Raw genomic sequence first — 23,373 nt, forward strand, 5'->3', positions numbered from 1 at the left:
CGCACGCCCTGCCGCTTCCGCTTCAACCAACCTTGGACTTCCACGGTGGAGGGAGTTGGTGAACGTCGACCCGACGGTGTTGGCCGGCGGGGCGCCTGCGGCGCGCAGGTCAGGCGGTTGCTCAAAAGATCGGCCGGATCCGGAGCTATCGACTTCGCGGAAGTTGGGGCCTCGCCCCGGCAGCCGGCGGCGGCGGCCGAGATCCAGGGAAGCGGGCTCTCGTCGCACACCCGAGGCCCCGACATCAAGAAATTCGAAATCCTGACCCGCGCGCAGACCCCGCAATCAAGGAAATCGGGCCAGGCGGCCGGCGGCCTCCGCTCCCGGGGCCCAGCGGCCGCCGAGTCGCTTCGTGGCACGTCGGGCCTGGTCAGCGGCTCTGTGGTCAGGCCATCGCCAGCAGGGCCAGGCCCATGCCGGCGCTCATCGTTCCGTGGCACAGGGCCGGCCAATCGACCGGGCGCAGGTCGGCGCCGGTCGGCGACAGCCGGCCGAGGCGCATGCCGCGGACCAGCCACCACACCGACGCGGCGACCAGGTAACCGCCCAGACCGGCGCTCACCCAGTTGCGGCCCATCGGATGCAGGTGTGCGTGACCGCCGGTCGGGGCGGCCGCGCTCATCCACACCATCGCGCTCATCGCGCTGGCGAAGAACAACGGCACCATCCGCCGGGCCGACGCGACCGCCCGGGCCAGGAACCACCCCGCCGACAGGGTGAACATGGTGATCCACGCACTCTCCGGCACGGCATCGCCCCAGGGCCAGATCATCACGATCATCGACAGCCCCATGAGCAGGTGCAACGCGTCCTCATGCCGGGGTTCGGCCCGCCGCAGCCACCGCACCAGGTGAAAGGCGGCCGCCCCGCCGAACGCCAGCGTCAAGATCCATCGCAGTGACTCGAGCCCGATCATTCGTCGGATGTCCTCCCGCGCCGCCGCTTGATCACCTCACGCTAGGCGAGAAGCGATCAAGCGGTCACTCCCGAATTCGGGTGATCACCCGGCGGAACCCGCCACGAACGGCACGATGACGGACGGCCGGATCACGGCTGCTTCGTGACCGTCACCGTGCTGAGCGGGGTGCTGTTGAGGGCACTCTTCGGGGTGCTTGCGGTGTCGCCCCACGAGCCGTCGGCGATCGCCGCGTTGCGGTCCTTGACCAGCTTGTCGTAGGACGACTCGGCGAGCCGGTCGAGCCGCACCTGCCAGGCGACGCCGGTGCCTTCCGGCTTGGTCGAGCCGAGATGGATCGTGTACGGCGCGGCCTGCCCCGAGATGATGTCGAGCTTGCCGTCGAGGTAGCAGAGGCCGGCCACGCAGACCGACAGCGCGACCACGGTCGAGGTGGCGGCGACGTCCGCCGTGGACACGGTGAACTTCGCGTCGAACGGCCACGGCACGGTGCTGCCGTTGGCGGGCGAGGCGATCCGGGTCCGCACCGTGGCCGCCGCACTGGTCCGGCTCGGCTTGGGCGAGGCCGGCGTCGGTGTCGGCGAGGCGGACGCGGCTTTCGAGGCCGGCGCCGAGACCGAAGCGGCCACGCTGGAGGGCGCCGGCGCCGCGCCGAGACCGCGCGAGGCAGGCAGCGTCGCGGCGGCTCCCGGCGCCGAGGTCGCGGTCAGCGCGGCCGGCGTGTCCGAGAGCACGGGCCGCAGCACCACCGCGATGACCACGAGCACCACGACGACGGCGAGCCCGGAAAGCACCCACGGCAGCCAGACCCGGCCGCCCGCCGCCGTCCCGCCCTCGACCGGCGGCGCGGCGGCCGGCCAGGACGCGCCCGACACGGACCAGGCCGGATCCACCGACGCCGACCACGGCTCACCCGACGGAGACTCGGCGGCCGGCGACGCCACCGGCCCGGGCAACGGCGGCACCGCAAAAGCCGGCCCGGGCAACGGCGGCACCGCAACAGCCGGCCCGGGCAACGGCGGAACCGCAACAGCCGGTCCAGGCAGCGGCGGAACCGCCACGGGCGGCCCGGGCAGCGGCGGAACCGCCACGGGCGGCCCGGCCGGCGGCGGCAGGGGCGGCGGCTCGGCGAACGAGGCGGCGGTGAACACCGGGGCGGTGACCGCCGACGCGGACGGCACCGACTCGCCCGAGGAGAGGTAGGAGCGGGCCCGGGTGACCGCCCAGTGGTCCTCCCCCAGCGCGGCCGGCCCGAATTCGGCCACCCGGGCGAACTGGGTGCGCGCCTCGTGCCGGTTGGCCAGCTGCTCGGCGGTCGCGCCCAGGTCGTGCGCGAGCATCACGGCCAGCGGGTCGGTGTCGCCCATCCGGTGCCCGGCCGCCAGCGCCTCCTCGAGGAGCCGGCGGGCGGCCATCGGGTCGTCCGCCCGCAGGTGCAGCCCGGCGAGCCGGCGCATGGTCTCCAGTAACTCCGGGTCACCGTCGGCGAGCCGCGGCCGCCCGGCGTCGACGGCGATCTCCAGCAGGACGCGGGCGCCGTCCAGGTCACCGGCATCGGCGGCGGCCTGGGCCTGCTGACGGGCTTGCGGATAGGCGGGCGACTCGAGCACCCCGCCATGCTGCCTGCCGCCCGCTCATCAAGCCATCCCGTGTGGGTAAAAGAACGCTCTTGACGAGCAAAGCTAATTGGATTAGCTTTTAGCTATCAGAGTTAGCCAAGCCTGGAGGAACACCATGACCGAGCACCTGACCGTCGACGCCGGCACCATCGCCTACGACGTGACCGGCGAGGGCCCGCTGGTCGTCCTGGCCCCCGGCATGGGCACCGGCCGCGACGCCTACCGGTTCGTCGCGCCGCAGCTGGTCGCCGCGGGCTACCGGGTCGCCACCGTCGACCTGCGCGGGGCCGGCGAGTCGAGCGTGGGGTGGCCGTCCTACACCCGCACCGACATCGCCGGTGACCTGCTCGCGGTGATCCGCCACCTGGGCGGCCCGGCCGTGCTGGTCGGCCACTCGATCGCCGGCGGCGCCGCCACCGTCGCGGCCGCCCAGGCCCCCGAGCTGATCACCGGCATCGTGGAGCTGGCGCCGTTCACCCGCAAGCAGGCGGTGAAGCTGGGCGACCTGCGCAACACCGGCTACCGCAAGGGCGCGATCCGGCTGGCCGGCACGATGATGGGCAGCCTGTCGTCCTGGACGAGTTACCTGGCGCTGGCCGGCTGGCCCGGCGCGCCCACCGACGTCGAGGCCATGCTGCGCGAGCCCGGCCGGATGAAGGCACTGCAGGGCATGATGAAATCGACCCCGGCCGACGCCGGCGCCCAACTGGCCAACGTGCGCTGCCCGGCCCTGATCGTGGAGGGCTCGATGGACCCGGACTGGGCCGACCCGAGGGCGGAGGGCGAGGCGATCGTGGCCGAGATGCCGGCCGGCCGGGCCCGCCTGGAGGTCATCGAGGGCGCCGGTCACTACCCGCACGTGCAGCACCCGGCCGAGGTGACCGCCCTGGTGGTGGCCTTCCTGCAGGCGAACGCCCGTGCCTAGGGCCGGTCTCGCGCCGGCCACGGTCGTCGCGGCCGGGGCGGAGCTCGCCGACGAGATCGGCTTCGCCGGCGTGACCATGGGCCTGCTGGCCGAGCGGGTCGGGGTGAAGGCGCCGTCGCTCTACAAGCACGTCGCCTCGCTGGAGGCCCTACAGCGCGGCATCGCCACCCAGGCCCGGCGCGAGCTCGGCGACGCCCTGACCCGGGCCGCCGTCGGCAAGTCCGGCCCGGACGCGGTCCGGGCGTACGCGGAGGCCTGGCGCCACTGGGCGGTCGACCACCCCGGCCGCTACGCCGCCACCGTCCGGGCACCGACCAATGCCGAGGACGACGAGGAGGACCGCCGGGCCGCGAACGAGGGCCTGCAGATCATGTATGCGGTTCTGGCCGGCTTCGGCCTGCGCGGCACCCGTGCCCTCGACGCCGCCCGGGTCCTGCGCTCGGCCCTGCACGGTTTCGCCACCCTGGAGAGTGCCGGCGGCTTCGGCCTGCCGCGCGACGTGGACCGCAGCTTCGGCTTCCTCCTGGACACCCTGATCACCGGCTTATCGGCCGAGCACCCCACGTCCACCGAGGACGAACAGGACGACCGGCCGATCACCCACCCGACCTAGGGCAGCAGCTGGTCGATCTCCGGGGTCTTCTTGAAGATGCCGTCCTTGTGGCCGAGCTGGGCGACCTTCTCCAGCGAGGCCCGGTTGATGTCCTCGGGCCAGCTCGGCAGGATCATGCTGATCCGGACCGTGTCGTTGATCGGCGTGTAGGTGCCGACCACGTCGCGGACCTCCTCGGGGTGCCCGGCCGCGTAGTCGAGGGACTCCCGGATCGCCGCGGTGAAGTCGGCGACCAGCTTGGGATTCTGCCCGATCGTCGTCTGGCTGGTGAAGTACAGGGCCACGGTCAGGTCGGAGGCGGTGTCGACGAAATTGGACGCGACCACGTTGCCGCCGGAGGTGAGGATCTCGGAGAGCTGCGGCTCGACCACCCAGGCCGCGTCGACCTTGCCGGAGCGCAGCGCGCCCGCCATCTGCGGGAACGGGATGGCCTCGAACTTCAGCCCGGTGGCGTCGCCGCCGGCCTTGCGCACCGACTGCCGCACGGTGGTGTCGCCGATGTTCTTCAGGATGTTCACCCCGATCTTCTTGCCGACCAGATCTTTGGCGGTGTGGATCGGGCTGCCGTCGCGGACCACGACGGCGGAGAAGTCCCGGCCGGACCGGCCGGTGGAGGCGACGCCGCTGGCCACGGCCTTGAGCGGCGCGCCGTCGGCCTGCGCGGCCATCAGCGACGTCACGTTGCTGAAGCCGAACTGGTATTTGCCGGCGATCACGCCTTTGACGATCGGCCCGCCGCCCTGTTCGGCGGTGAGCTCCAGGTCGATGCCGCGACGGCTGAAGAAGCCCTTGGCCTTGCCCAGATAGATGGGGGCGACGTCGATGATGGCGATGACCCCGACGGCGACCTTGGTGCCGGCCGGCTGGTTGTCGCCGGTGGCTTTCGAGGTGCAGGCAGACGATGCGAGCATCGTCGCGAGCGCGGCGAAGACGGCGATGGTACGACGCATGTCCACTCCTGGATGTCGCTGGCGCACGATCAAGCGCCCGGCGAACCCTATGCCGATCTTCGCTCCCGCGAAACTACCAATTTGGCTAATGGTTGTGACGAAATGACGCTAAGTGACCCTTATTGCCTCGGGAAAGTGACCTGGGCGACCACTCCGGAGCCCCGCACACTGTGCAGGGTCAGGGCAGCACCCTGGGCCTCGACGATGCGCCGGCTGATGGTGAGGCCGAGGCCGAGGCCGGCCTTCTCCTCGCGGCGGGCGTTGTCGCATCGATAGAAGGCGGTGCCGAGCCGGCTCAGCTCGGTCTCGTCCAGGCCCGGCCCCTGGTCACGGACCTCGATGGTCGGCTGCGGGCCGGCCGCGACGGAGAGCACCACCGGGGCGGACGGGCCACCGTGGTGCAGGGCGTTGCCGACCAGCTGGGCGACCGCGATCTCGAGCAGTCGCTGGTCGGCGGTGACCCACACCGGCTTGCCCGGAAGGTCGAGCAGGACCCGGCCGGCGACCGGGCCGAGCTCGGCCAGCACCGAACGCATGGCGTCACGCAAATCAATCACGCTGCGTTCGCCGATCGGGGCGTGGCGCTGCTGGTTGGCGGCGCGCAGCAGGTTGTCGACGGTGCGGCAGAGCCGGTCGGCGTTGCGCCGGATGGCCTCGGCGTGCCGGGTGAACTCCGGGCTGATGGCGCCCTGGGTCTCGGTGAGCATCTCCAGCTGACCGCGGATGACGGTGAGCGGGGTGCGGACCTCGTGCGAGATCGTCGAGATGACCTCGTCCTGGTCGATCGGCACCGGCAGCGGCTGCTGCTCGGTCAGCAGGTGCCGCAGGGCGGTCTCCGAGTCGATCCGCTTGGCGATCCGCTCCAGGAAGCGGGTGGTGGTCTCGGCGTCGATCTGCCGGGGGCCCGGGTCGAAGACGCACAGCGCGCCGACGATGTGCCCGTCGTAGTGCAGCGGCGCCGCGGCCAGGAACCGGACGTGCGCCGAGCCGGCCACCAGCGGGTGCGCCGACATCCGCGGGTCGTGGTCGGCGTCGTCGACGGCGACCGCGTGGTCGGCCTCGGACACCATGTCGCACAGCGAGGCGGACTTGGGCACGTCGCCCACCGACGGCATCCCGACGGCGTGCGCCACGTGAGCCTCGGTGTCGCCGACGACCTTGAGCGCGGCCATCGGAGCCCGGCAGAAGTCCGCCACCATCTCCAGGACCTCGGGAACGTCGGCGACAGCGGCCCGGTAACGGGCAGCGGCGACGTTCTGGGATTGCGCTTTACTGATCACCGTCGTACTCATTTTCTGTTCCTCCCCCGCGGCTTTTCAACGCACCGAAGATCGGCAGGATCATGGCGACGTTGGGGCTTTCGGCAGGAGCAGGACAGGAGTCATGTGGGTCACCAATCGTGCAGGGTCCCATCGGTCAGACGGTTGACCGGCAGCGCGGCCGGGCGGTAGGGGTAGGCGGCGGCCAACTCCTCGTCGATGTCGACGCCCAGGCCGGGCTCCTCGGCCGGGTGCAGCATCCCGTCGGCGAAGCGGTAGCCGTGCGGGAAGACCGCGTCGGTCTCCGCCGTGTGCGGCATGTATTCCTGCAGGCCGAAGTTCGGGATGGCCAGATCGAGGTGCAGGGCGGCGGACAGGCAGACCGGAGACAGGTCGGTGGCGCCGTGCGAGCCGGATCGCACCTGGTAGAGCGCGGCCAGGTCGAAGATCCGGCGCAGGTGGGTGATCCCGCCGGCGTGCACGACGGTGGTGCGGATGTAGTCGATCAGCCGTTCCTGGATCAGCTGGGTGCAGTCCCAGATGGTGTTGAAGACCTCCCCCACCGCCAGCGGCGTGGTCGTGTGCTGCCGGATCACGCGAAATGCATCCTGCAGCTCGGCGGGAGTCGGGTCTTCCATCCAGGTCAGGGCGTAGGGCTCCAGCGCCTTGCCGAGTCGGCCGGCCTCGAGCGGGGTCAGCCGGTGGTGCACGTCGTGCAGCAGTTGCAGAGTCGGACCGAACTCCGCCCGCACCGCGGCGAAGACCGCCGGGATGTGCGCGAGATAGTGCGGCGTGGACCAGACCGCCTCATCGGCCACCCCCGCGGTCGCCGGCTCGTAGAGCGGCCCGGCCGACACACCGTAAATATCGGAAATTCCCGGAACAACTGCTTGCACACGTACGGCGCGGTAGCCGCGCGACACGTAGGAAGCGACGGATGACAGCACCGACTCGACGTCAGGGCCGCTGGCATGCCCGTACACCAGCACGCCGGACCTGGACCGCCCACCCAGAAGTTGGTAGACGGGAAGCCCGGCCACCTTGCCCTTGATGTCCCAGAGGGCGGTGTCGACCGCCGCGATGGCGGTCATCGTGACCGGCCCCCGCCGCCAGTAGGAGCCCTTGTACAGGTATTGCCAGGTGTCCTCGATCCGGGCCGGATCCCGCCCGATCAGCGCCGGCACGACGTGCTCCCGCAGGTAGGCGGCGACCGCGAGTTCCCGCCCGTTGAGCGTGGCGTCGCCGACCCCGGTCGTCCCGTCGTCGCAGACGATCTTCAGGGTGACGAAGTTGCGGCCGGGGCAGGTGACGATCACCCGCGCTTCGACGATCTTCACTCGACGTCCTCTTTGACGCGGGCGACCAGCTGGGTCGGGTTGACGAAGCGCAGCGCCACCACCAGCAGCACCAGCATCATCGAGGTGTAGATGACGGCCATCGCGTCGACCGACTGCTGGGCCCGGATGCCGGCCGCCGACATCGTGTAGTAGAGCGCCACCACCAGGGTCTGCGAGTCCGGCCCGGCGGTCAGGAAGGTCAGCTCGAACATCCCGACCGTGCGGACCAGCACCAGGATCGACGCGGCCAGGATGCCCGGCACCAGCAGCGGCGCGAGGATCCGGGCGAAGACCTGGCCGGTGCGGGCCCCGCACATCCGGGCGGCCCGCTCGATCGCCGGGTCGACCTGCTCGATGAACGGGGTCATGGTGAGGATGACGAACGGGATCGACGGCACCAGGTTGGCGAGCACGACGCCGGCCATGTGCCCGGCCAGGCCGTACTTGTAGAGCACGGTGGCGAGCGGGATGCCGTAGGTGATCGGCGGCATCAGGATGGGGAGAAGGAACAGCAGGTAGAGCAGGCGCCGGCCGGGAAAATTCTTGCGAGCCAGGACGTACGAGGCGGGCACGCCGACCAGCACCGAGATCGCCACCACCAGCACCGAGATCTCGACCGTCACGATCAGCACGTCGAGCAGGGTGAACTCGTGCCAGGCCTGGCCGTACCACTGGGTGGTCCAGCTCTGCGGCAGCCACGTGTCGAACCACCGCCGCCCGAACGAGCTGACCAGCACCGACCCGATCACCCCGGCGAGCAGGACGAAGAAGAACCCGACCGCACCCCAGACCAGCCAGGCCCCGGGCGTGGCGACGATGCGGCGTCTCATCCCTTTCCTCCCGTCGAGCCGGTGTAGAACAACGACCGCACGCCCAGCACCGCCGCCACCACGGCCAGCTCGACCACGCCCATCACCACGGCGATCGCGCTGGCCAGCGAGTAGTCGTAGGCCTCGTAGGCGGCGTGGTAGGCGGCGATCGAGATGACCCGGGTGGTGCCGGCCGGGTCGCCGACCAGCACCGCGGACGGGAAGACGCTGAACGCCAGCACGAAGGTCAGGCAGAACGTGGTGGCCAGTCCGGGGGCGAGCAGCGGCAGGGTGATCCGGTGGAAGCGCGGCCACCAGCCCGCCCCGAGCGTCGCGGCGGCGCGTTCCAGGGTCGGGTCGATGCCGGAGAGATACGACAGGATCAGCAGGAACGCGAACGGGAACCCGGTGATGACCAGGGAGAAGAACACTCCCCAGTAGTTGTTGGTGAGCCGCAGCGGCCCGTCGACCAGCCCGGCCTCCAGCAGCGTGCGGTTGAACCATCCGGTCGGCCCGAGGAAGTTGAGCAGGCCCTCGGCGGTGAGCACGGTGCCGAGCGTGATCGGCACGACCAGCAGGGTGGTCAGCAGCCGCTTGCCGCGGAAACGGCCCCGCATCCGGTAGGCGATCGGCACCGACGCCGCGACGTTCAGGAACGCCGCGGGCAACGCGAGCTGCAGGGTGGTCCCGATGGTGTCGCGCTGATAGGCATCACCGAAGAAATTTCGGTACGCGCCGAGCACGCCACCCTCGGCCGGCTGGAAGGACAGCCCCATCCCGTACGCGAAGGGGTAGATGAACAGGATCAGCACGGCCAGCAGCGCCGGCACCAGGAGCAGGAGTTGCCGGTCGATGCCGCGCTCGGCGAGCCGATGCCGCAGGGCGGTCCGCGGCGCCGTTCGTGTCGTCGCCGTCATGCCGGGAACACCAGAACCCGCGACGGGTCGGCGACGACCGTGATCCGATCCCCCGGCGCCGGGCGCTCGACGGCCCGCAGGTGCAGCCGCAGCCCCTGCTCGGTGCGGGCCTCGACGGCCAGCTCCCGGCCCTGGTACTCGACGACCTCGACGGTGACCGGCACCCCGCCCTCCCCGACAACCAGGTCCTCGGGTCGGACGGCGGCGACCACTTCATCGCCGGCGGCGAGCGTGCCCACCCCCGTACCCCTCAATGCCAGACCGGATCCCTCGACGGTGACCACGTCGGGGGTCACCGCGGTGACCTTCAGCGGCAGCAGATTGCGATAGCCCATGAAGTCGGCCACGTGCCGGTTGGCGGGACGGGTGTGCAGCTCCTCCGGGGTGCCGATCTGCTGGACCCGGCCGTCGCGCAGCACCACCAGGCGGTCCGCCATGGACAGCGCCTCCTCCTGGTCGTGCGTGACGTAGACGGTGGTCAGGCCCAGGCTCTGGTGGAGGCGGCGGATCTCGGTGCGCATCTCCAGGCGCAGCTTGGCGTCCAGGTTGGACAGCGGCTCGTCCATCAGCACCAGCGACGGTTCGAGGACGACCGCGCGGGCGATCGCCACCCGTTGCTGCTGGCCGCCGGAGAGCTGGCCGGGCAGCTTCGTCGCGTGCTCCTCGAGGCGGACCAGCTTGATCGCCTCGTCGGTGCGGCGGCGCACCTCGGCCCGGGGCAGCCGCCGCATCTGCAGGCCGAACGCGATGTTCTTACGGACCGACAGGTGCGGGAAGAGCGCGTAGCTCTGGAACACCATGCCGAAGCCGCGCCGCTCCGGCGGCAGCGTGTCGAGCCGCGTGTCGTCCTGCCAGATGCTGCCCTCGGACAGCGGGAGCAGGCCGGCCAGGCAGTTGAGCGCGGTCGACTTGCCGCAGCCGGAGGGGCCGAGCAGGGCGATAAACTCGCCCTGCTCGATGTCCAGATCGAGCCGTTCCAGGGCCGCTTTGCCGCCGAAGCGCCGGGTGACCCCGTCGATGCGGAGCCAGCTCACTTCTTCACCTTCGCGCCGCCGATCTCGCGGTCCCACTTGTCGAACGCGGCGACCAGGGCCTTCGCGTCCAGCGGCACCTCGAGCGGGTTGTTCGCGATGAGCTGCTCGTACTCCGGGCGGCCGTACTCGCCGATGGCCTGCTGGCTCTCCTGCGGCGCCATCGAGAGCGGCACGTCCTTGACCGCCGGCCCCGGGTAGAAGTAGCCCTTGTCGTACGCCTTGGCCTGCTGGGCCGGGGTCAGCATGTCCTTGAGCAGGTTGAGCACGGCGGCCTGCTTCTCGACGTCGACGCCCTTCGGCACCACCGCGTAGTGCGCGTCGGTGACCCAGTGGAAGCCCTGCAGCGTGCCGACCGCCGCTTCCTTCGGCACGGTGCCGAGCACCCGCGGGTTGATGTCCCAGCCGGTGGTGCTGGCGATCACCTTCGCCGAGCCGTTGGCCAGGTTTTTCATCGTCTCGCTGGTGGTCGACGGGTAGAGCGTGACGTATTTGTTGAGCTCGGCGAGATAGGCCCAGGTCTTCGCCCAGCCGTTCACCGGGTCCTTCGGGTCCGAGTCGCCGAGAAGATAGGGCAGACCCATCAGGAACGTACGGCCGGGGCCGGAGTTGGCGGGCCGGGCGTACTGAACCGCACCCGGGTTGGCCTTGGCGTAGGCCAGCAGCTCCTCGGCGGTCTTCGGCGGCGTCGCCACCTTGGCCGGAAGGTATTCGATCAGCGGCCCGGACGGGTAGTAGGTGACCGTGACCCCGAAGTCGCCGGCCAGCTTCTGCATGGCGGCGGCGCCGGGCAGGTAGGCGGTCATCCCGGGCAGCCGGCTCGCGTAGGCCGGGAGCAGCGGCGTCCACAGGCCCTGGTCGATGCCGGCGGCCAGGCCGTCCACGCCGGTCAGCACCAGGTCGATGTCGACCCGGCCGGCGTTCTGCTGGGCCTTGACCTTGCCGACCAGCTCGGGGGCGGTGGCCTTGGAGTAGGTCACCTTGGCGATCTGGTCGCCGTTCTTGGCCACGAACTCGTCGATCATGCCCTGGGTGAGCTGAAGGTCGCCGGCCACGTCGAGGATGTTGAGGGTTACTGCCTTGGATGGTTTGTCGGGGACGGGACCATCGGTTTTGCCTGCTCCGCCCGGCTTGTCCGGCGCACCGCAGGAGGCAAGGAGGAGGACGACGGCGGCTAGGGCGATTTTTCGGGACATGTCACACCCTTCGGGGAGCGATGCCGGTGGAGGCGCGCACGATCAGCTGGGTGGGTAGCTCGCGCCGGGCCGCCGGGGAGCGGTCCGGCTCGGCCAGCAGTTGCAGGAGCAGGTCAACACCGGCACGGCCGGACTGCTCCTTGGGCAGGTCGACGGTGGTGAGGGCGGGATGGACCATGGCGGACAGCGGGATGTCGTCGAAGCCGAGCACGCTCACCTCGCCCGGCACCGCGACCCCGCGGGCCGTGAAGCGGTTGAGCAGGCCGAGCGCGACCAGGTCGTTGTAGGCGATCACCGCGGTCACGCCGGTCGCGAGCACCTGGTCGGCCGCGGCCACGCCGCCCTCGAACTGGGGCGTCACGTTGCCGGTCTCGACCAGCTCGGCGCCGGCCGCGGCGGCGACCGTGCGCAGCGACCGGACCCGCTCGCGGTTGGCCCACGAGCTGCGCGGGCCGGCCACGTAGGCGACCCGGCGGTGACCCAGCGCGGTGAGGTGGCTGATCGCCTGGCGCATGCCGTCGAGCAGCTCCGGGGTCACCGACGGCACCCGGGCCAGCCTCCGGTTGACCAGCACGACCGGGGTGTCGCCGACGATCGTGCGCAGCTCGTCGTCGGACATCCGCGGTGAGCACAGCAGCAGACCGTCGACCTGCTTGGAGAGCTTGCGCACCAGGCCGATCTCGGCGGTCGCGTCCTCGTCGGTGTCGGCCAGGAAGACCGCGTAGTCGGCCTCGTGCGCGCGGGCCTGCACGCCCTTGACCACGCTGGGGAAGAACGGGTTGGCCAGGTCGGGCACGAGCAGGCCGATGTTGCCGGTGCGGCCGGTGATCAGGCCCCGGGCGGCGCGGTTGGGGTGATAGCCGAGGTCGGCCGCGACGCGCTTCACGCGCTCGCGGGTCTCCGGATGAACCAGCTCCGGCATGGTGAGCGCGCGGGTGACGGTGGACGCCGAGACGCCGGCCACGCGGGCCACGTCCTTGATCGTCACCGCCATTGCCGACCTCATTCCGGGAGTCGGGTTAACGGCAAGTTTGAAATCCATTTCGGACTCATGTCAAGACATAGACGGCAGTCTCTTTAAGATCATTTCCGAATCTATGAAAACGTTGGCGATCTTCGCTGGGCATAGAAAAAGGCCATGCCCCCAGGGGGCATGGCCTTGATTCCGGGCCGCGATCAGGCGGCGTACTTCTCCACCAGCACGCCGAGCGCCGGCAGGGACGCCTCCATGTGCTTCTGGGCGCTGCCGCGCACCGCGCCGTAGGCCTTGGTGACGACGGCCTTGTCGGACGCCGCGGCCATGCTGTCGGTGACCTTGAGCAGGGCCGGGCCGACCTCGTCGCTGCGCTTGGCCAGGTAGTCGCCGAAGCTGCCGCCGCCGGCCGCCTGGAAGTCGGTCCAGAACGGGTTCAGCTGGTACAGCATGTCCGGGATCATCAGGCCGACGGTCGTGGCGTAGTAGCCGGGCGCGAAGGAGGTGACCGCCTTGTAGGCCAGCTTCACGGCGGCGGCGGAGACGCCGGACTTGTTGGCCAGCTCCTGCTCGACGAGGGCCTGGGCGTCGGCCACGATCTTGTCGAGGTTGCCGTCAACGGTAAGAAGATCGGAGAGGTTGGAGTACATAGGGGTGAGGGCTCCTTAGTGCCGTTCTTGAGCGTCGCCGGGTTTTAGCTCGGCTGGGACAGTAGTCCGCTTTCCCCTCATGATCTTCAGCTGGGGTGCCGGTCCTCGGTGGCCGTCCGTCCGGTCTGATGGCCCGTGTCGGCGGAAGAGTGCGACCGGACATCCGTTTCTCGGCTACGCCCGCGCGGCCCGCCCAGCAGAACGGCGGAGCCGAGGAACACAACCGGTAGCAGGGGTGCCACCCAGCGCACGGTCGCGGGCAGCGCGCCGGCCACCGCGGCCCGCCGCGTCGACCGGAGCTGCGTTCACCGGAACCGCGCTACCGACAGCGCCTCGGGCACCGCGCCGCCGGTGACCGCGGCCGCCGCCATCCGGCCCAGGGCCGGGCCGATCTGGATGCCGTAGCCGCCCTGCCCGGCCAGCCACCACAGGCCGGGCGCGGCCGGGTCGGGCCCGGTCACCGGCTTGCGGTCGGGCGCGAACGTGCGCAGCCCGGCCCATGCGGTACGCACCGAGCGCAGCCCGAGGTCGGTCGCCTCGTTCACCCGCTCGACGGCGAGGGCCACGTCCAGGTCGTCGGGGCGGGCGTCGCACGGCTCGCTCGGCGTCTCGTCGGCCGGCGACACCAGCACGCCGGCCCCTTCCGGCCGGAAGTAGAACGTCTCCCCCACGTCGGCGACCAGCGGCCAGGCGCGATCGACGCGGCCGGTCCGGGCCACCGCGGCGGTGCGGCGCAGCGGCGTCATCCCGAGCGGGGGCACGCCGAGCGCGACCGCGACCACGTCGGCCCAGGCCCCGGCCGCGTTCACCACGGCGGCCGCGGCGACCGGCCCGGCCGCGGTGTCGAGCAGCCACCGGGAGCCGTCGTGCCGGCCGGCCCGGACGGCCGCGCCGACCAGCACGGTGGTGCCGCGCCGCCGGGCGCCGCCCAGGTAGAACTGGTGCAGCCCGAGCACGTCGATCTCGGACGCGTTCTCCTCCAGCAGCGCCCCGGCCACCCAGTCGGTGCGCAGCGCCGAGCAGTGCGCGGCCGCCTCGGCCGGGTCGAGCCGGCGCAGCTCCGGCTGGGCCGCGGCCAGCGTGGCGAGCCGGTCCATCTGCTCCTCGGGCGCCACCCAGAGCAGCGGCCGCGGGCTGAGCAGGGAGCCGGCCGAGTCGAAGAGGGGCCGGCTGGCCGCGGTCAGCGCCCGCACCTCCGGCCCGCCGTAGCTCTCCAGGAACATCGCGGCCGACCGGCCGGTGGTGTGGTAGGCGGGCTGGCTCTCCTGCTCGAGCAGCACCACCGTGTGCTCGCCGGCCAGCTCGTAGGCCACCGACACCCCGGCCATGCCGGCCCCGATCACCGCGACATCCGCTTCGATCACCATGGCCATATTCTGCGGCGTTCCGGATTCTCAGCCACTCCCGCCGTTCTTCCGATGAACTGATGGTCAGAGCTTTTTCTCCACGCTTCGGGAGCGGCCTCGTGGTGTCACGGTGGTTCACCAACCTCCGGGTACGTAGCAAGATCCTCACGGCGGTGCTGCTCGCGTCGGTCGTCGTCGCGGTGGCCACGGTCCTGGCCGTGCAGCGGATGGGCGAGATGGACGAGCGGCTCGTGGAGATCCGCGAGACCAACGTCACCAACCTCAACCTGCTCGGCGACATGCGCGGCGCCCAGTCGCAGATGAGCCGCTGGGCGGCCACCGCCACGCAGAACGCGTCGAGCGCCGCGGCCCGGGCGGCCGCCGCCAAGGTGCAGGCCGCCGCGGTGGCCGACCTCGGCGACGCGCTCGAGATCTACCGTTCCCAGCCCAAGAGCGACACGGCCGAGACCACCTTCGCCGCCTTCATCGACTACTGGGAGCAGTTCACCGCGGCGCTCGACGACGCGAAGGCCGGTCGCACCCCGACCGCCGACCTGACCGCCGTGCTGGCCGGCATGGAGTCCACCGTCGGGCAGCTCGCCGACGAGGAGGAAGCGAGCGCCGACCGGGCGGTCAAGGCCGCCCGCGAGCGCTTCACCGCGGCCCGTCTCGAGGTGCTCCTGACGCTCGGCGTCGCGCTGCTGCTCGGGGTCGGGGTCGCGCTGCTGGTGGCCCGGTCGATCACCGGGCGGCTGCGGCGGGTGGCCGAGGCGATGGAGGCGGTCGCCACCGGCGACCTGACCGGCCGGATCGACGTGACCGGCCGCGACGAGCTGGGCCAGATGGCCCGCTCGGTCGACCGGGCGACCACCTCGGTCCGGGAGACGGTCACCGCGCTGGCCGAGGGCGCCGCGACGCTCGCGCTCAGCTCGGCCGACCTGTCGAAGGTGACCACCGGGGTGGCGGCGAGCGCGGCGGTGGTCTCGGACGGCGCGAGCGCGGCCAACGGCTCGGCCGAGGAGGTGTCCCGCAACCTGCAGACGGTGGCGGCCGGCGCCGACGAGATGGCCCTGTCGATCCAGGAGATCTCCCGCAGCACCTCCGCGGGCGCCCAGGTCACCACGCAGGCGGTGGCGGTGGTGGCGGCCACCGCCGACACGGTGAGCAAGCTCGGCGCCAGCTCGCAGGAGATCGGCGAGGTGGTCAAGGTGATCACCGCGATCGCCGAGCAGACCAACCTGCTCGCGCTGAACGCGACGATCGAGGCGGCCCGGGCCGGCGACATGGGCAAGGGCTTCGCGGTGGTGGCCGGCGAGGTGAAGGACCTGGCTCAGGAGACGGCCAAGGCGACCGGCGACATCGCGGCCCGGGTGCAGGCCATCCAGGCCGACAGCCGGAACGCGGTCGAGGCGATCACCCGGATCAGCGACGTGATCGAGCAGATCAACCACCTGCAGACCACGATCGCCTCGGCGGTCGAGGAGCAGACCGCGACGACCGCCGAGATGAACCGGAACGTGGCCACCGCCGCGACCGGCGCCGCGCAGATCGCCGGCAACGTGGCGCACGTGTCCGGCGCGGCCGCGGACAGCAATCAGAGCGTGATCGCCGGCCAGCGGGCCGCGGCGGACCTGGCGACGCTGGCCGGCGATCTGCAGAAGCTGGTCGGAAGGTTCAGCTTTTAATCCGGTCAAGGGCGGTGGCGGGGCGGTTGGACGGGCTTTCGCTAGCCGGCGCCTTCGCCACGGCGGCCCGGGCGGCGCGCAGTGAGCCGTCCGGGAACAGGCCGGTCCTGGTCATCGCCAGGGTGTAGATGCCGTGCGCGGCACCGTCGCCCAGCTCGGCCAGGGCCTTGGTGCTCACGTTGCCGATCGTGTCGCAGGCCTTGTGGTAGCAGGGGTCGTAGATCACCCCGGCCGTCCCGCCGTAGGTCGCGGCCTCGGCCTCGGTCTTCACACCGTCCGAGCCGCTGGACACGCCGCCGGCCGGGATGCCGACCGCGATGAACGGGCCGTAGTCGGAGCGGCCGTTGAACTCCTTCTCGCCGCTGGCCAGGCCCTGCGACGTGAAGTAGTCGTGGAAGATCGTCTCGATCTCGCCGGAGCCGGGCGGCCCGGACGTGCCCGGGTAGGCCGAGCCGTCGCCGTCGTAGGCGAAGCGCACGTAGTTGGGCGAGCCGACCATGTCGAAGTTCAGGTTCGCGAAGATCTTGGCGAGGTCGGCGTCCGGCAGCGTGTCGACGTAGTGCTCCGAGCCGAGCAGGCCGCCCTCCTCGGCGCCCCAGAACGCGAACCGGATCTTCTGCCGCGGCTTGACCTTCAGCGCCGAGAGCTGCTTGGCGACCTCCAGGATGGTGGACACCCCGCTGCCGTTGTCGTTGATGCCCGGCCCGTCCACGACCGAGTCGAGGTGCGCGCCGACCACGAGGACCCTGTCCGGGTCGCCGCCGGGCGTCTCGGCCAGCACGTTGGTGGTGGTGGCGTCGAGGTCGGTCTCGGTCGAGGTGCTGACCTTCACGGTGACCGGCCCGGCCTGGGCCGCGGTCACCAGGGCGGCGCCGTCGGCGTAGCCGAGCCCGACGATCGGGATGTCGAAGACCTCGCCGAGGTCGCCGGTGACCAGCGCGGTCCGGCCGGTCTGGCCCTCGTTGAAGATGATCACCGCGTCGTACCCGGCCGCGACGGCGTTGTGCGCCTTGACCGCGAACGTGCAGGTGCCGCGCTGGATCAGGGCGACCGCGGGGGCGTCGCCGGCCGCCGGGAAGTCGGCGGCCTCGCAGCCGGAGGTGACGCCGGGGGTGGCCGGCGGCGGCACCTGGACGTCGGTGGTCGGCACCAGCGTGCCGGTCACGGTGCCGCTGCCGGAGTAGGTGAAGGTGTCCGTCGGGTAGCTCGCCGACCCCGCGGTGAGGGTGGCCGGGGCCAGGTCGCGGAAGAACGGGAAGGTGAACTCCTGCTCGCTGACCCGGTAGCCGGCGGCGCGCAGGGTGTCCTTCACGTAGGTGGCGGAGGCGACGTGCCCGGCGGTGCCGGACGCCCGGGTGCCGCCGTTCTGATTGGCGATGCGCTGCAGGACCCGCTCGTGGCCGAGGATGCCGTTGACCGTCACGGCGTCCCGGAGCTTCTTGCTGTTGACCTTGTCGACGGCGTTCGCGGGGGTGGCCGCGAGGCCGGTGAGCAACAGTGCCGCCGCGGGTATCGCGGCCTTGCGAACGAAACGCACGAGTCCTCCTGCATCGATGAACCAGACGAGGGAACGGTCCCCCGCTGTGGCGGAGGACCGTTCACGCACCATATCGATGTTGGTCGAACTACGCGACGGTGCAGACGTTCCCGTTCACCGAGAAGCCGGTCGGCGCCGGGTTGCTGCCGGTCCATGAGCCGAGGAAGCCGAAGGACGCCGAGCCGCCGGCCGGCACCACGCCGTTCCATGCCGCGTTGAAGACCGCCACCGCGTTTCCATTCTGGGTGACCGAGCCGTTCCACAACTGGGTAATCGTCTGACCGGCGGCGAACTGCCAGTTCACCCGCCAGGAGGAGTACGCCGCGGTGCCGGTGTTGGTGATCTTCACGTCGCCCTGGAAGCCGCCCTGCCAGCTACCGGTGACCTTGTAGGTGACCGCACAGGAATTGGCGCCGGACGACTGGCTCGGGCTGGGGTAGTCGGTCGGATTGCCGGTGCCGGAGCTGGTCGGCGCGACCGTGGGCGACGTGGTGGTGGCCGTGGTCGGGACCGTGGTCGGCGCCGTCGTCGGAGCCGTGGTGGTCGTCGTGCCGATCTTGGTGGGGTCGACCACACCCCAGTACGCCGACTTGGCCTGCAGCGTCGTGTCGAACAGCAGCGGCGCGTCCTTGCGGCTCACCGGGTAGGTGTCCAGCCAGGTGTTGTCGTCGGCCAGGCCCCACAGTGTCACCGACGAGATCGCCGACGCGTACTTGCGGAACAGGGCGAACATGTCGCGGTACTTGTACGCCTGGGAGAGCAGCCGGTCGGCCGGCGGCGTCGGGAAGGTCTCCGAGCTCGACGTGTAGATGCTCACGTCCATCTCGGTGATCTGCTGGGTGACGCCGAGCGGGACGAACTTCTGGATCATCGCCTCGGTGTCGGCGGTGGTCGGCCAGCTCACGTTGATGTGCATCTGGTGCCCGACGCAGTCGATCGGGATGCCCTCGCCCTTGAGCGTGGAGACCAGGTTGTAGAGGGCGTCGCGCTTGGCGGCCACGTTGGTGTTGTAGTCGTTGATGCACAGCTTCGCGCTGGGCAGCACCTCCCGGGCGACCTTGAACGCGGTCCGGATGTAGTCGAGCCCGGTGATGGTGAACCAGGAGCTGCGGCGCATGCCGTCCGACTGGGACTCGTCGATCACCTCGTTGACCACGTCCCAGGTGCCGATCGAGGTGCCGTAGTGCCCGGCCACGTTGCGGATGTGGTTGGTCAGGCGGGCGAGCAGCAGCGTCTTGTCGTCGGCGGTGCCGGTCATCGCGGTGCCGTCGGCCCGCAGGAACACCCAGGACGGTGTCTGGTTGTGCCACACCAGCGTGTGACCCCGGATGGCGAGACCGTTTGCCGTGGCGTACGCAATAAGGGGGTCGGCCTGGGTGTAGTTGAACGTGTTCTCGGTGGGTTCGGTGGCGTCCCACTTGAGCGCGTTGCCGGGGGTCACCGAGTTGAAGTGCTTGCTCAGCAGCTGCCCGTGCTCGCCCAGGATCTCGGCGCCGGTGATCGCGGCGCCGACCGGGAACTCGGTGACGACGCTCTTCACGTTGGGGATGTCGGTCTGGATCGGCACGGCCGGGACGTAGCTGACCGCGACGTCGTCGATGAACAGCGACCCGGTGGTGGACGCGGTCTCGACGTAGAACTTCAGGACGTCGACGTCGGTGGACAGCGTGTAGCGCCCGCTCAGATTGACCCAGCCGCCGCTGGTCACGGCGGTGTTGCCGACCACGGTCTCGTAGGAGGCGACGCCGCCGGTCTGCCGCTCGATGCTGAGCCGGGCGCTGTCCGAGGTGTCGGCCATCCGCACCCACACCGAGATGGTGTAGGAGGTGCCCTTGACGAAGGTGGACAGCACGTTCAGCGCCGGGCCGTTCCAGGTGGCGGTGCGGCCGGTGACGCTGAGACTGTGCGTGCCGCCGTGCGCCTGCGCGGTGCTGGCGGCGAGGACCTCGGCGTTGCGGCCGGTGAAACCGCTGACCGTGTTGTCCTCGAAGTCCTTGCTGATGACGGTGATGGGGGCGGGGGCGTCGGCCGCGTCCGCATGGGTCGCGACGGCGATCGCGGCGGCGGAGACCGCGATCAGGGTGGTGGCGACGGAAAGCCGCGCGAGAGCGCGCATGTGCGGGCTCCTTCTGGGTGGGTGTACGCAGAGGACGGAGTGACGGTCATCGTTACATGGGAGCGCTCCCAAGACAATGCCGATGAATTCCGGCCCCCGTCACCCGCGGCGCTACCTCCGAGCGCCGACCGCGTCGATCTTGAAGCGGGACACCACGTCGTTGAGGCTGGCGGCCAGGCCGGTCAGCTCGGCCGCTGCCTGGCGGGTCGAGTTCGCGCCGCCCGCGGTCTGCGCCGCGGTGGCCGCCACCCGCCCGATCGACTCGTTGATCGCGTCGGCGCCGTGCGCGGCGTCGTCGAAGAGCCGGCTCAGCTCGTTGGTGGTCGCGGTCTGTTCCTCGACCGCGCCGGCGATGCTCGACTGGTACTGGTTGATCTCGTTGATCACGTCGGCGATCCGGCCGATCGCCGCGATCGCGTTGGTGGTGTCGCCCTGGATGGCCAGGATCCGGTTGCCGATGTCCTCGGTGGCCCGGGTGGTGTTCTGGGCCAGGTCCTTGACCTCGCTGGCCACCACCGCGAAGCCCTTGCCGAGCTCGCCGGCCCGGGCCGCCTCGATGGTCGCGTTCAGCGCGAGCAGGTTGGTCTGCTCGGCGATCGCGGTGATCAGCTTGATCACGTTGCCGATCTCGTCGGTCGAGGTGGACAGCTTCGACATCGCGTCGGTGGTCTCCTGGGCGGTGGTGACCGCGGTCTGCGCGATCTGGGCGACCGTGGTGGTGTTGCCGGAGATCTCGCGGATCGCGGCGGTCATCTGCTCGGCGCCCTGCGCGGCCTCCCGGACCCGCTCGCTGACCAGGATGCTGGAGTCGGAGACCGTGCCGGCCTGCCCCGAGGTCTGCTCCGAGGAGGAGTCGACGTCCTGGCTGATCACGGTGAGCCGCTCGGATGCCGAGGTCAGCGAGCGGGCGCCGTCGGCGATGGTGTGGATGGCCGAGCGGATGTCGCCGACCGCGTTGTTGAGCGCCCCGGACATCTGGGCGATCTCGTCCCGGCCGTGCACCGGCACGTCGACGGTGTAGTCGCGCCGGGCGACCCGGTTCAGCGCGTCGACGGCGACGTTCAGCGGCCGGATGATGTTGCGGCCGACCGCGTAGCCGAACACGGCGAGGGCCAGGACGCCGGCCGCCAGCACGCCGGCGCAGATCCACTTCACCCGCTTGATCAGCCCGGTGCGGTATTTCGCGGCCGCCGCGGCCTCGGCGTCGATGGTGTTGCTGGCCTTGGTGAGCGAGGCCGAGAAGGCGGCGTACGCCGTGTAGAGGTCACTGCCGATCTTGTAGACGGTGGCCGCCGGGACGGTCTTGAGCAGCTGCTGCTGCATGGACTCGGCCGAGTCGGTGAACGAGTTCCACGACTCGTCCAGCGTGTCGACGGTCGCCGCGTCGCCCTTGCTGAGCGACTTCTTCTGCAGCTCGGCCAGCACCTTGTCACCGGCCGTGATGAACCCGGCGGACCCGTCGATGAAGACCTGGGTCTGGCTGGGGAACGCGAGGTTGGCGTTGACGAAGCTGTCGACGTTGGCCGCGTTCGTGTCCAGCTTCTCGAGCAGGAGGCTGACCTGCCGGAAGTTGTCCTGCTCGGCGGCGCTGGCGGTCAGCTTGCCGATGCTGACCAGCGCGGTGACGCCGAGCGCCGCGGCCAGCAGGATGCCCACCAGGATCAGGCTGCTGATCTTCCATCGAACCGACCAGTTGCCCACCGAAGCCCCCAACAGTCACGTTTTGCCCATCCTTCTGACCTATCGACCATTGCGCGCGAAGACTGAGCACGGTTGACTCTGAGGGAAACGCCGTTTGCGAGAGTGGAACGATCAGGTGATTCCCTTCGTGTATTGGGCGCTGACGGCCGGCCTGCTGGCCGCCGGCGTGATCGCGCTCCGCGCCCGCCTCTTCGCCCTGGCCGTGGTGGCCGCCGCCCTCTGCTGGGACAACCTCGTCATCGCGGCCGGCGCCGCCGCGGCGCGGCAGAGCTCTCAGGGTCGGCCCGTCCCCGCCGATGAACGGCAGAGAACGTGACGGGGGGATTGCATGTCGAGGTGGCCGCGGGCGACCGCGCCGGCGTGGCCGGTGCACGCCGGGGTGGTCGTCGCCACGGCGACGGCCGGGACGGCGTATCTCTACGCCGGTCCGCACCTGCGGGTGCTGATCTTCTCGCTGGTCACCCTGGTCCCCGTGGTCACCTTCGGGTGGGCCCTGATCAGCGGCTTCCTCACCGATCTGCGCACCTGGGTCACCTCGGCGGCCGGCATGGTGATGCTGGCCGGCTGCATGGCCTTCTGGTCGGACTGGGTCACCGGTCACCACTTCGGCCGGGCCGAGGGCCGGATCGCCGACTTCGGCATCGCCACCGCCCATCTGATCTTCCTCGCCGGCGCGGCCACCGGGCTGCGTAAACGCGGCGTCGGTGACCTGGCCGGCCTGCTCGACGCCGCGCTCTTCGGGGTGTGCGTGGCCGGCCCGGCCTGGGCGTGGCTGATCGCGCCCCGGCTGACCGATTCCGCCACCCCGCTCGGCGAGATGCTGGCCCTCACCGACATCGCGGTGCTGGCCGCCGTGCTCGCCTGCCTGGCCCGGATCGGCCGGCGGGCCCGCGCCGCCCGCGCGCCGATCGCCTACCTGCTGCTGTGCTGCGCGGCCACCCTCGGCGCGCACGTCGCCTCGACGCTCACCGCCCAGCACGGCTCCTCCACCTGGACCGTGATCGTGCTGATGCTGGCCTACCTGACCATCGCGGCATCGGCGGTGCACCCGGCCGCGCCGCTGGTCACCGACCCGGACGGGCCGGCCGAGGTGCCGAGCGGCCGGCCGCCGCTGCTCGGCCTCGGCATCGCGCTGTGCGCCAACCCGCTGATCGCGATGATCCAGGGGGTGCGCGGCGACGACGCGGCGAGCGTGGTGCTGCCGGTCTGCTCGATGCTGGCGGTGCCGCTGGTGCTGCTGCGGCTGCGGCAGATGTCGCTGCTGCGCAGCCGGGCCGAGCGGACCCTGGCCCACCACGCCCTGCACGACGAGCTGACCGGCCTGGCCAACCGCCGGCACATGGTCGCCGAGATCGACCTGGCCCTGGCCGAGCTCGACCGCTCCGCCATCGACGAGGTGACCGTGGTCCTGCTCGACCTGGACGGGTTCAAGCCGATCAACGACCGGTTCGGCCACCAGGCCGGCGACATCGTGCTGCGGGCGGTCGCCGAGCGGCTGACCGGCTCGGCCTGCCCCGGCGCGGTGGTCGGCCGGATCGGCGGCGACGAGTTCGTGGTGCTGCTTCGCGGCCCGGCCAAGCCCGACCTCTCGACCCGGGTGTCCAACCTGATCGGCCGGCCGGTCGAGGTGGGCGGGGCGAGCGTGCGGGTGGGGGTCTCGGCGGGCGCGGCGACCGCGATCCGCGGCGCGAACCTCGACCGGGACACCCTGATCGGCCGGGCCGACGCGGCGATGTACGCCGAGAAGGCCGCCCACCGGAGAGAGCGTGCCCCCGCCCTCCGTTAGGCTGTCC

The 23,373-nt window shown here is 71.1% G+C and carries 20 protein-coding genes; 5 read left to right on the top strand and 15 right to left on the bottom strand.

The genetic code is table 11. The features are described 5' to 3' along the window. Window positions 1–385: 385 nt before the first annotated feature. Both Adu01nite_RS22170 and Adu01nite_RS22175 read right to left on the bottom strand, forming a co-directional pair. On the bottom strand, window positions 386–916 hold the full coding sequence (locus Adu01nite_RS22170) for a DUF5134 domain-containing protein (RefSeq protein ID WP_203728849.1): 531 nt from the start codon (window positions 914–916) through the stop codon (window positions 386–388). A gap of 131 nt (window positions 917–1,047) precedes the next feature. Next, entirely contained in the window at window positions 1,048–2,526 is a 1,479-nt protein-coding gene (locus Adu01nite_RS22175) for a tetratricopeptide repeat protein (protein ID WP_203728850.1), read from the bottom strand. A gap of 124 nt (window positions 2,527–2,650) precedes the next feature. Here Adu01nite_RS22175 and Adu01nite_RS22180 point away from each other — a divergent pair, with 124 nt between their 5' ends. Then, window positions 2,651–3,460, top strand: coding sequence for an alpha/beta fold hydrolase (locus Adu01nite_RS22180; protein WP_203728851.1), 810 nt, complete (start codon window positions 2,651–2,653; stop codon window positions 3,458–3,460). Beyond that, a complete protein-coding gene (locus Adu01nite_RS22185) occupies window positions 3,453–4,073 on the top strand; it encodes a TetR/AcrR family transcriptional regulator (RefSeq protein WP_203728852.1) in 621 nt (206 codons plus the stop codon). The genes Adu01nite_RS22180 and Adu01nite_RS22185 overlap by 8 nt, the downstream gene beginning before the upstream one ends. Here the strand turns inward: Adu01nite_RS22185 and Adu01nite_RS22190 are convergent. From Adu01nite_RS22190 to Adu01nite_RS22235, 10 genes are all read right to left on the bottom strand, one after another. Next, window positions 4,070–5,023: an ABC transporter substrate-binding protein gene (locus Adu01nite_RS22190; protein ID WP_203728853.1), complete on the bottom strand. Its 954-nt coding sequence runs from the start codon at window positions 5,021–5,023 to the stop codon at window positions 4,070–4,072. The genes Adu01nite_RS22185 and Adu01nite_RS22190 overlap by 4 nt on opposite strands. A gap of 119 nt (window positions 5,024–5,142) precedes the next feature. Further along, window positions 5,143–6,315, bottom strand: coding sequence for a GAF domain-containing sensor histidine kinase (locus Adu01nite_RS22195; RefSeq protein WP_203728854.1), 1,173 nt, complete (start codon window positions 6,313–6,315; stop codon window positions 5,143–5,145). 98 nt (window positions 6,316–6,413) lie between these two features. Further along, on the bottom strand, window positions 6,414–7,619 hold the full coding sequence (gene manD, locus Adu01nite_RS22200; RefSeq protein ID WP_203728855.1) for a D-mannonate dehydratase ManD: 1,206 nt from the start codon (window positions 7,617–7,619) through the stop codon (window positions 6,414–6,416). Continuing rightward, window positions 7,616–8,449: an ABC transporter permease gene (locus Adu01nite_RS22205; protein ID WP_203728856.1), complete on the bottom strand. Its 834-nt coding sequence runs from the start codon at window positions 8,447–8,449 to the stop codon at window positions 7,616–7,618. The genes manD and Adu01nite_RS22205 overlap by 4 nt, the downstream gene beginning before the upstream one ends. Continuing rightward, window positions 8,446–9,345, bottom strand: a complete 900-nt coding sequence (locus Adu01nite_RS22210) for an ABC transporter permease (protein ID WP_203728857.1) — start codon at window positions 9,343–9,345, stop codon at window positions 8,446–8,448. The genes Adu01nite_RS22205 and Adu01nite_RS22210 overlap by 4 nt, the downstream gene beginning before the upstream one ends. Continuing rightward, window positions 9,342–10,379, bottom strand: coding sequence for an ABC transporter ATP-binding protein (locus Adu01nite_RS22215; RefSeq protein ID WP_203728858.1), 1,038 nt, complete (start codon window positions 10,377–10,379; stop codon window positions 9,342–9,344). The genes Adu01nite_RS22210 and Adu01nite_RS22215 overlap by 4 nt, the downstream gene beginning before the upstream one ends. Then, window positions 10,376–11,572 carry an extracellular solute-binding protein gene (locus Adu01nite_RS22220; RefSeq protein ID WP_203728859.1) on the bottom strand — a complete coding sequence of 399 codons (1,197 nt, stop codon included), beginning with the start codon at window positions 11,570–11,572 and terminating at the stop codon, window positions 10,376–10,378. The genes Adu01nite_RS22215 and Adu01nite_RS22220 overlap by 4 nt, the downstream gene beginning before the upstream one ends. A 1-nt stretch (window position 11,573) precedes the next feature. After that, a complete protein-coding gene (locus tag Adu01nite_RS22225; protein WP_203728860.1) occupies window positions 11,574–12,566 on the bottom strand; it encodes a LacI family DNA-binding transcriptional regulator in 993 nt (330 codons plus the stop codon). Window positions 12,567–12,748: 182 nt separating this feature from the next. Then, on the bottom strand, window positions 12,749–13,195 hold the full coding sequence (locus Adu01nite_RS22230) for a DUF6918 family protein (protein WP_203728861.1): 447 nt from the start codon (window positions 13,193–13,195) through the stop codon (window positions 12,749–12,751). 305 nt (window positions 13,196–13,500) lie between these two features. Then, entirely contained in the window at window positions 13,501–14,562 is a 1,062-nt protein-coding gene (locus Adu01nite_RS22235) for an NAD(P)/FAD-dependent oxidoreductase (protein ID WP_203728862.1), read from the bottom strand. 98 nt (window positions 14,563–14,660) lie between these two features. Here Adu01nite_RS22235 and Adu01nite_RS22240 point away from each other — a divergent pair, with 98 nt between their 5' ends. Beyond that, window positions 14,661–16,226 (top strand): methyl-accepting chemotaxis protein, encoded by a 1,566-nt coding sequence (locus tag Adu01nite_RS22240; RefSeq protein ID WP_203728863.1) that lies wholly within the window; start codon window positions 14,661–14,663, stop codon window positions 16,224–16,226. On the opposite strand, the gene Adu01nite_RS22245 is transcribed toward Adu01nite_RS22240, so the two are convergent. The 3 genes from Adu01nite_RS22245 to Adu01nite_RS22255 form a co-directional block, all read right to left on the bottom strand. Further along, window positions 16,216–17,763, bottom strand: a complete 1,548-nt coding sequence (locus tag Adu01nite_RS22245; RefSeq protein WP_239132617.1) for a M20/M25/M40 family metallo-hydrolase — start codon at window positions 17,761–17,763, stop codon at window positions 16,216–16,218. The genes Adu01nite_RS22240 and Adu01nite_RS22245 overlap by 11 nt on opposite strands. Window positions 17,764–17,851: 88 nt before the next feature. Next, a complete protein-coding gene (locus tag Adu01nite_RS22250) occupies window positions 17,852–19,879 on the bottom strand; it encodes an endo-1,4-beta-xylanase (protein ID WP_203728865.1) in 2,028 nt (675 codons plus the stop codon). A gap of 111 nt (window positions 19,880–19,990) precedes the next feature. Beyond that, window positions 19,991–21,592 carry a methyl-accepting chemotaxis protein gene (locus Adu01nite_RS22255; protein WP_203728866.1) on the bottom strand — a complete coding sequence of 534 codons (1,602 nt, stop codon included), beginning with the start codon at window positions 21,590–21,592 and terminating at the stop codon, window positions 19,991–19,993. Window positions 21,593–21,695: 103 nt separating this feature from the next. Here Adu01nite_RS22255 and Adu01nite_RS22260 point away from each other — a divergent pair, with 103 nt between their 5' ends. Both Adu01nite_RS22260 and Adu01nite_RS22265 read left to right on the top strand, forming a co-directional pair. After that, window positions 21,696–21,896: a hypothetical protein gene (locus tag Adu01nite_RS22260; protein WP_203728867.1), complete on the top strand. Its 201-nt coding sequence runs from the start codon at window positions 21,696–21,698 to the stop codon at window positions 21,894–21,896. Between the two features lie 12 nt (window positions 21,897–21,908). Next, complete coding sequence (locus Adu01nite_RS22265; protein WP_203728868.1) at window positions 21,909–23,366, top strand: GGDEF domain-containing protein; 1,458 nt, start codon at window positions 21,909–21,911, stop codon at window positions 23,364–23,366. The last annotated feature ends 7 nt before the right edge of the window (window positions 23,367–23,373 follow it).

The organism is Paractinoplanes durhamensis (genome assembly GCF_016862175.1).
Classification (GTDB): Bacteria; Actinomycetota; Actinomycetes; order Mycobacteriales; family Micromonosporaceae; genus Actinoplanes; species Actinoplanes durhamensis.

Coding starts and splice junctions, on each gene's coding strand:
- Adu01nite_RS22170 (WP_203728849.1), bottom strand. CDS start 916: ATGATCGGGCTCGAGTCACTGCGATGGATCTTGACGCTGGCGTTCGGC.
- Adu01nite_RS22180 (WP_203728851.1), top strand. CDS start 2,651: ATGACCGAGCACCTGACCGTCGACGCCGGCACCATCGCCTACGACGTG.
- Adu01nite_RS22190 (WP_203728853.1), bottom strand. CDS start 5,023: ATGCGTCGTACCATCGCCGTCTTCGCCGCGCTCGCGACGATGCTCGCA.
- Adu01nite_RS22195 (WP_203728854.1), bottom strand. CDS start 6,315: ATGAGTACGACGGTGATCAGTAAAGCGCAATCCCAGAACGTCGCCGCT.
- Adu01nite_RS22205 (WP_203728856.1), bottom strand. CDS start 8,449: ATGAGACGCCGCATCGTCGCCACGCCCGGGGCCTGGCTGGTCTGGGGT.
- Adu01nite_RS22210 (WP_203728857.1), bottom strand. CDS start 9,345: ATGACGGCGACGACACGAACGGCGCCGCGGACCGCCCTGCGGCATCGG.
- Adu01nite_RS22220 (WP_203728859.1), bottom strand. CDS start 11,572: ATGTCCCGAAAAATCGCCCTAGCCGCCGTCGTCCTCCTCCTTGCCTCC.
- Adu01nite_RS22225 (WP_203728860.1), bottom strand. CDS start 12,566: ATGGCGGTGACGATCAAGGACGTGGCCCGCGTGGCCGGCGTCTCGGCG.
- Adu01nite_RS22230 (WP_203728861.1), bottom strand. CDS start 13,195: ATGTACTCCAACCTCTCCGATCTTCTTACCGTTGACGGCAACCTCGAC.
- Adu01nite_RS22235 (WP_203728862.1), bottom strand. CDS start 14,562: ATGGTGATCGAAGCGGATGTCGCGGTGATCGGGGCCGGCATGGCCGGG.
- Adu01nite_RS22250 (WP_203728865.1), bottom strand. CDS start 19,879: ATGCGCGCTCTCGCGCGGCTTTCCGTCGCCACCACCCTGATCGCGGTC.
- Adu01nite_RS22265 (WP_203728868.1), top strand. CDS start 21,909: ATGTCGAGGTGGCCGCGGGCGACCGCGCCGGCGTGGCCGGTGCACGCC.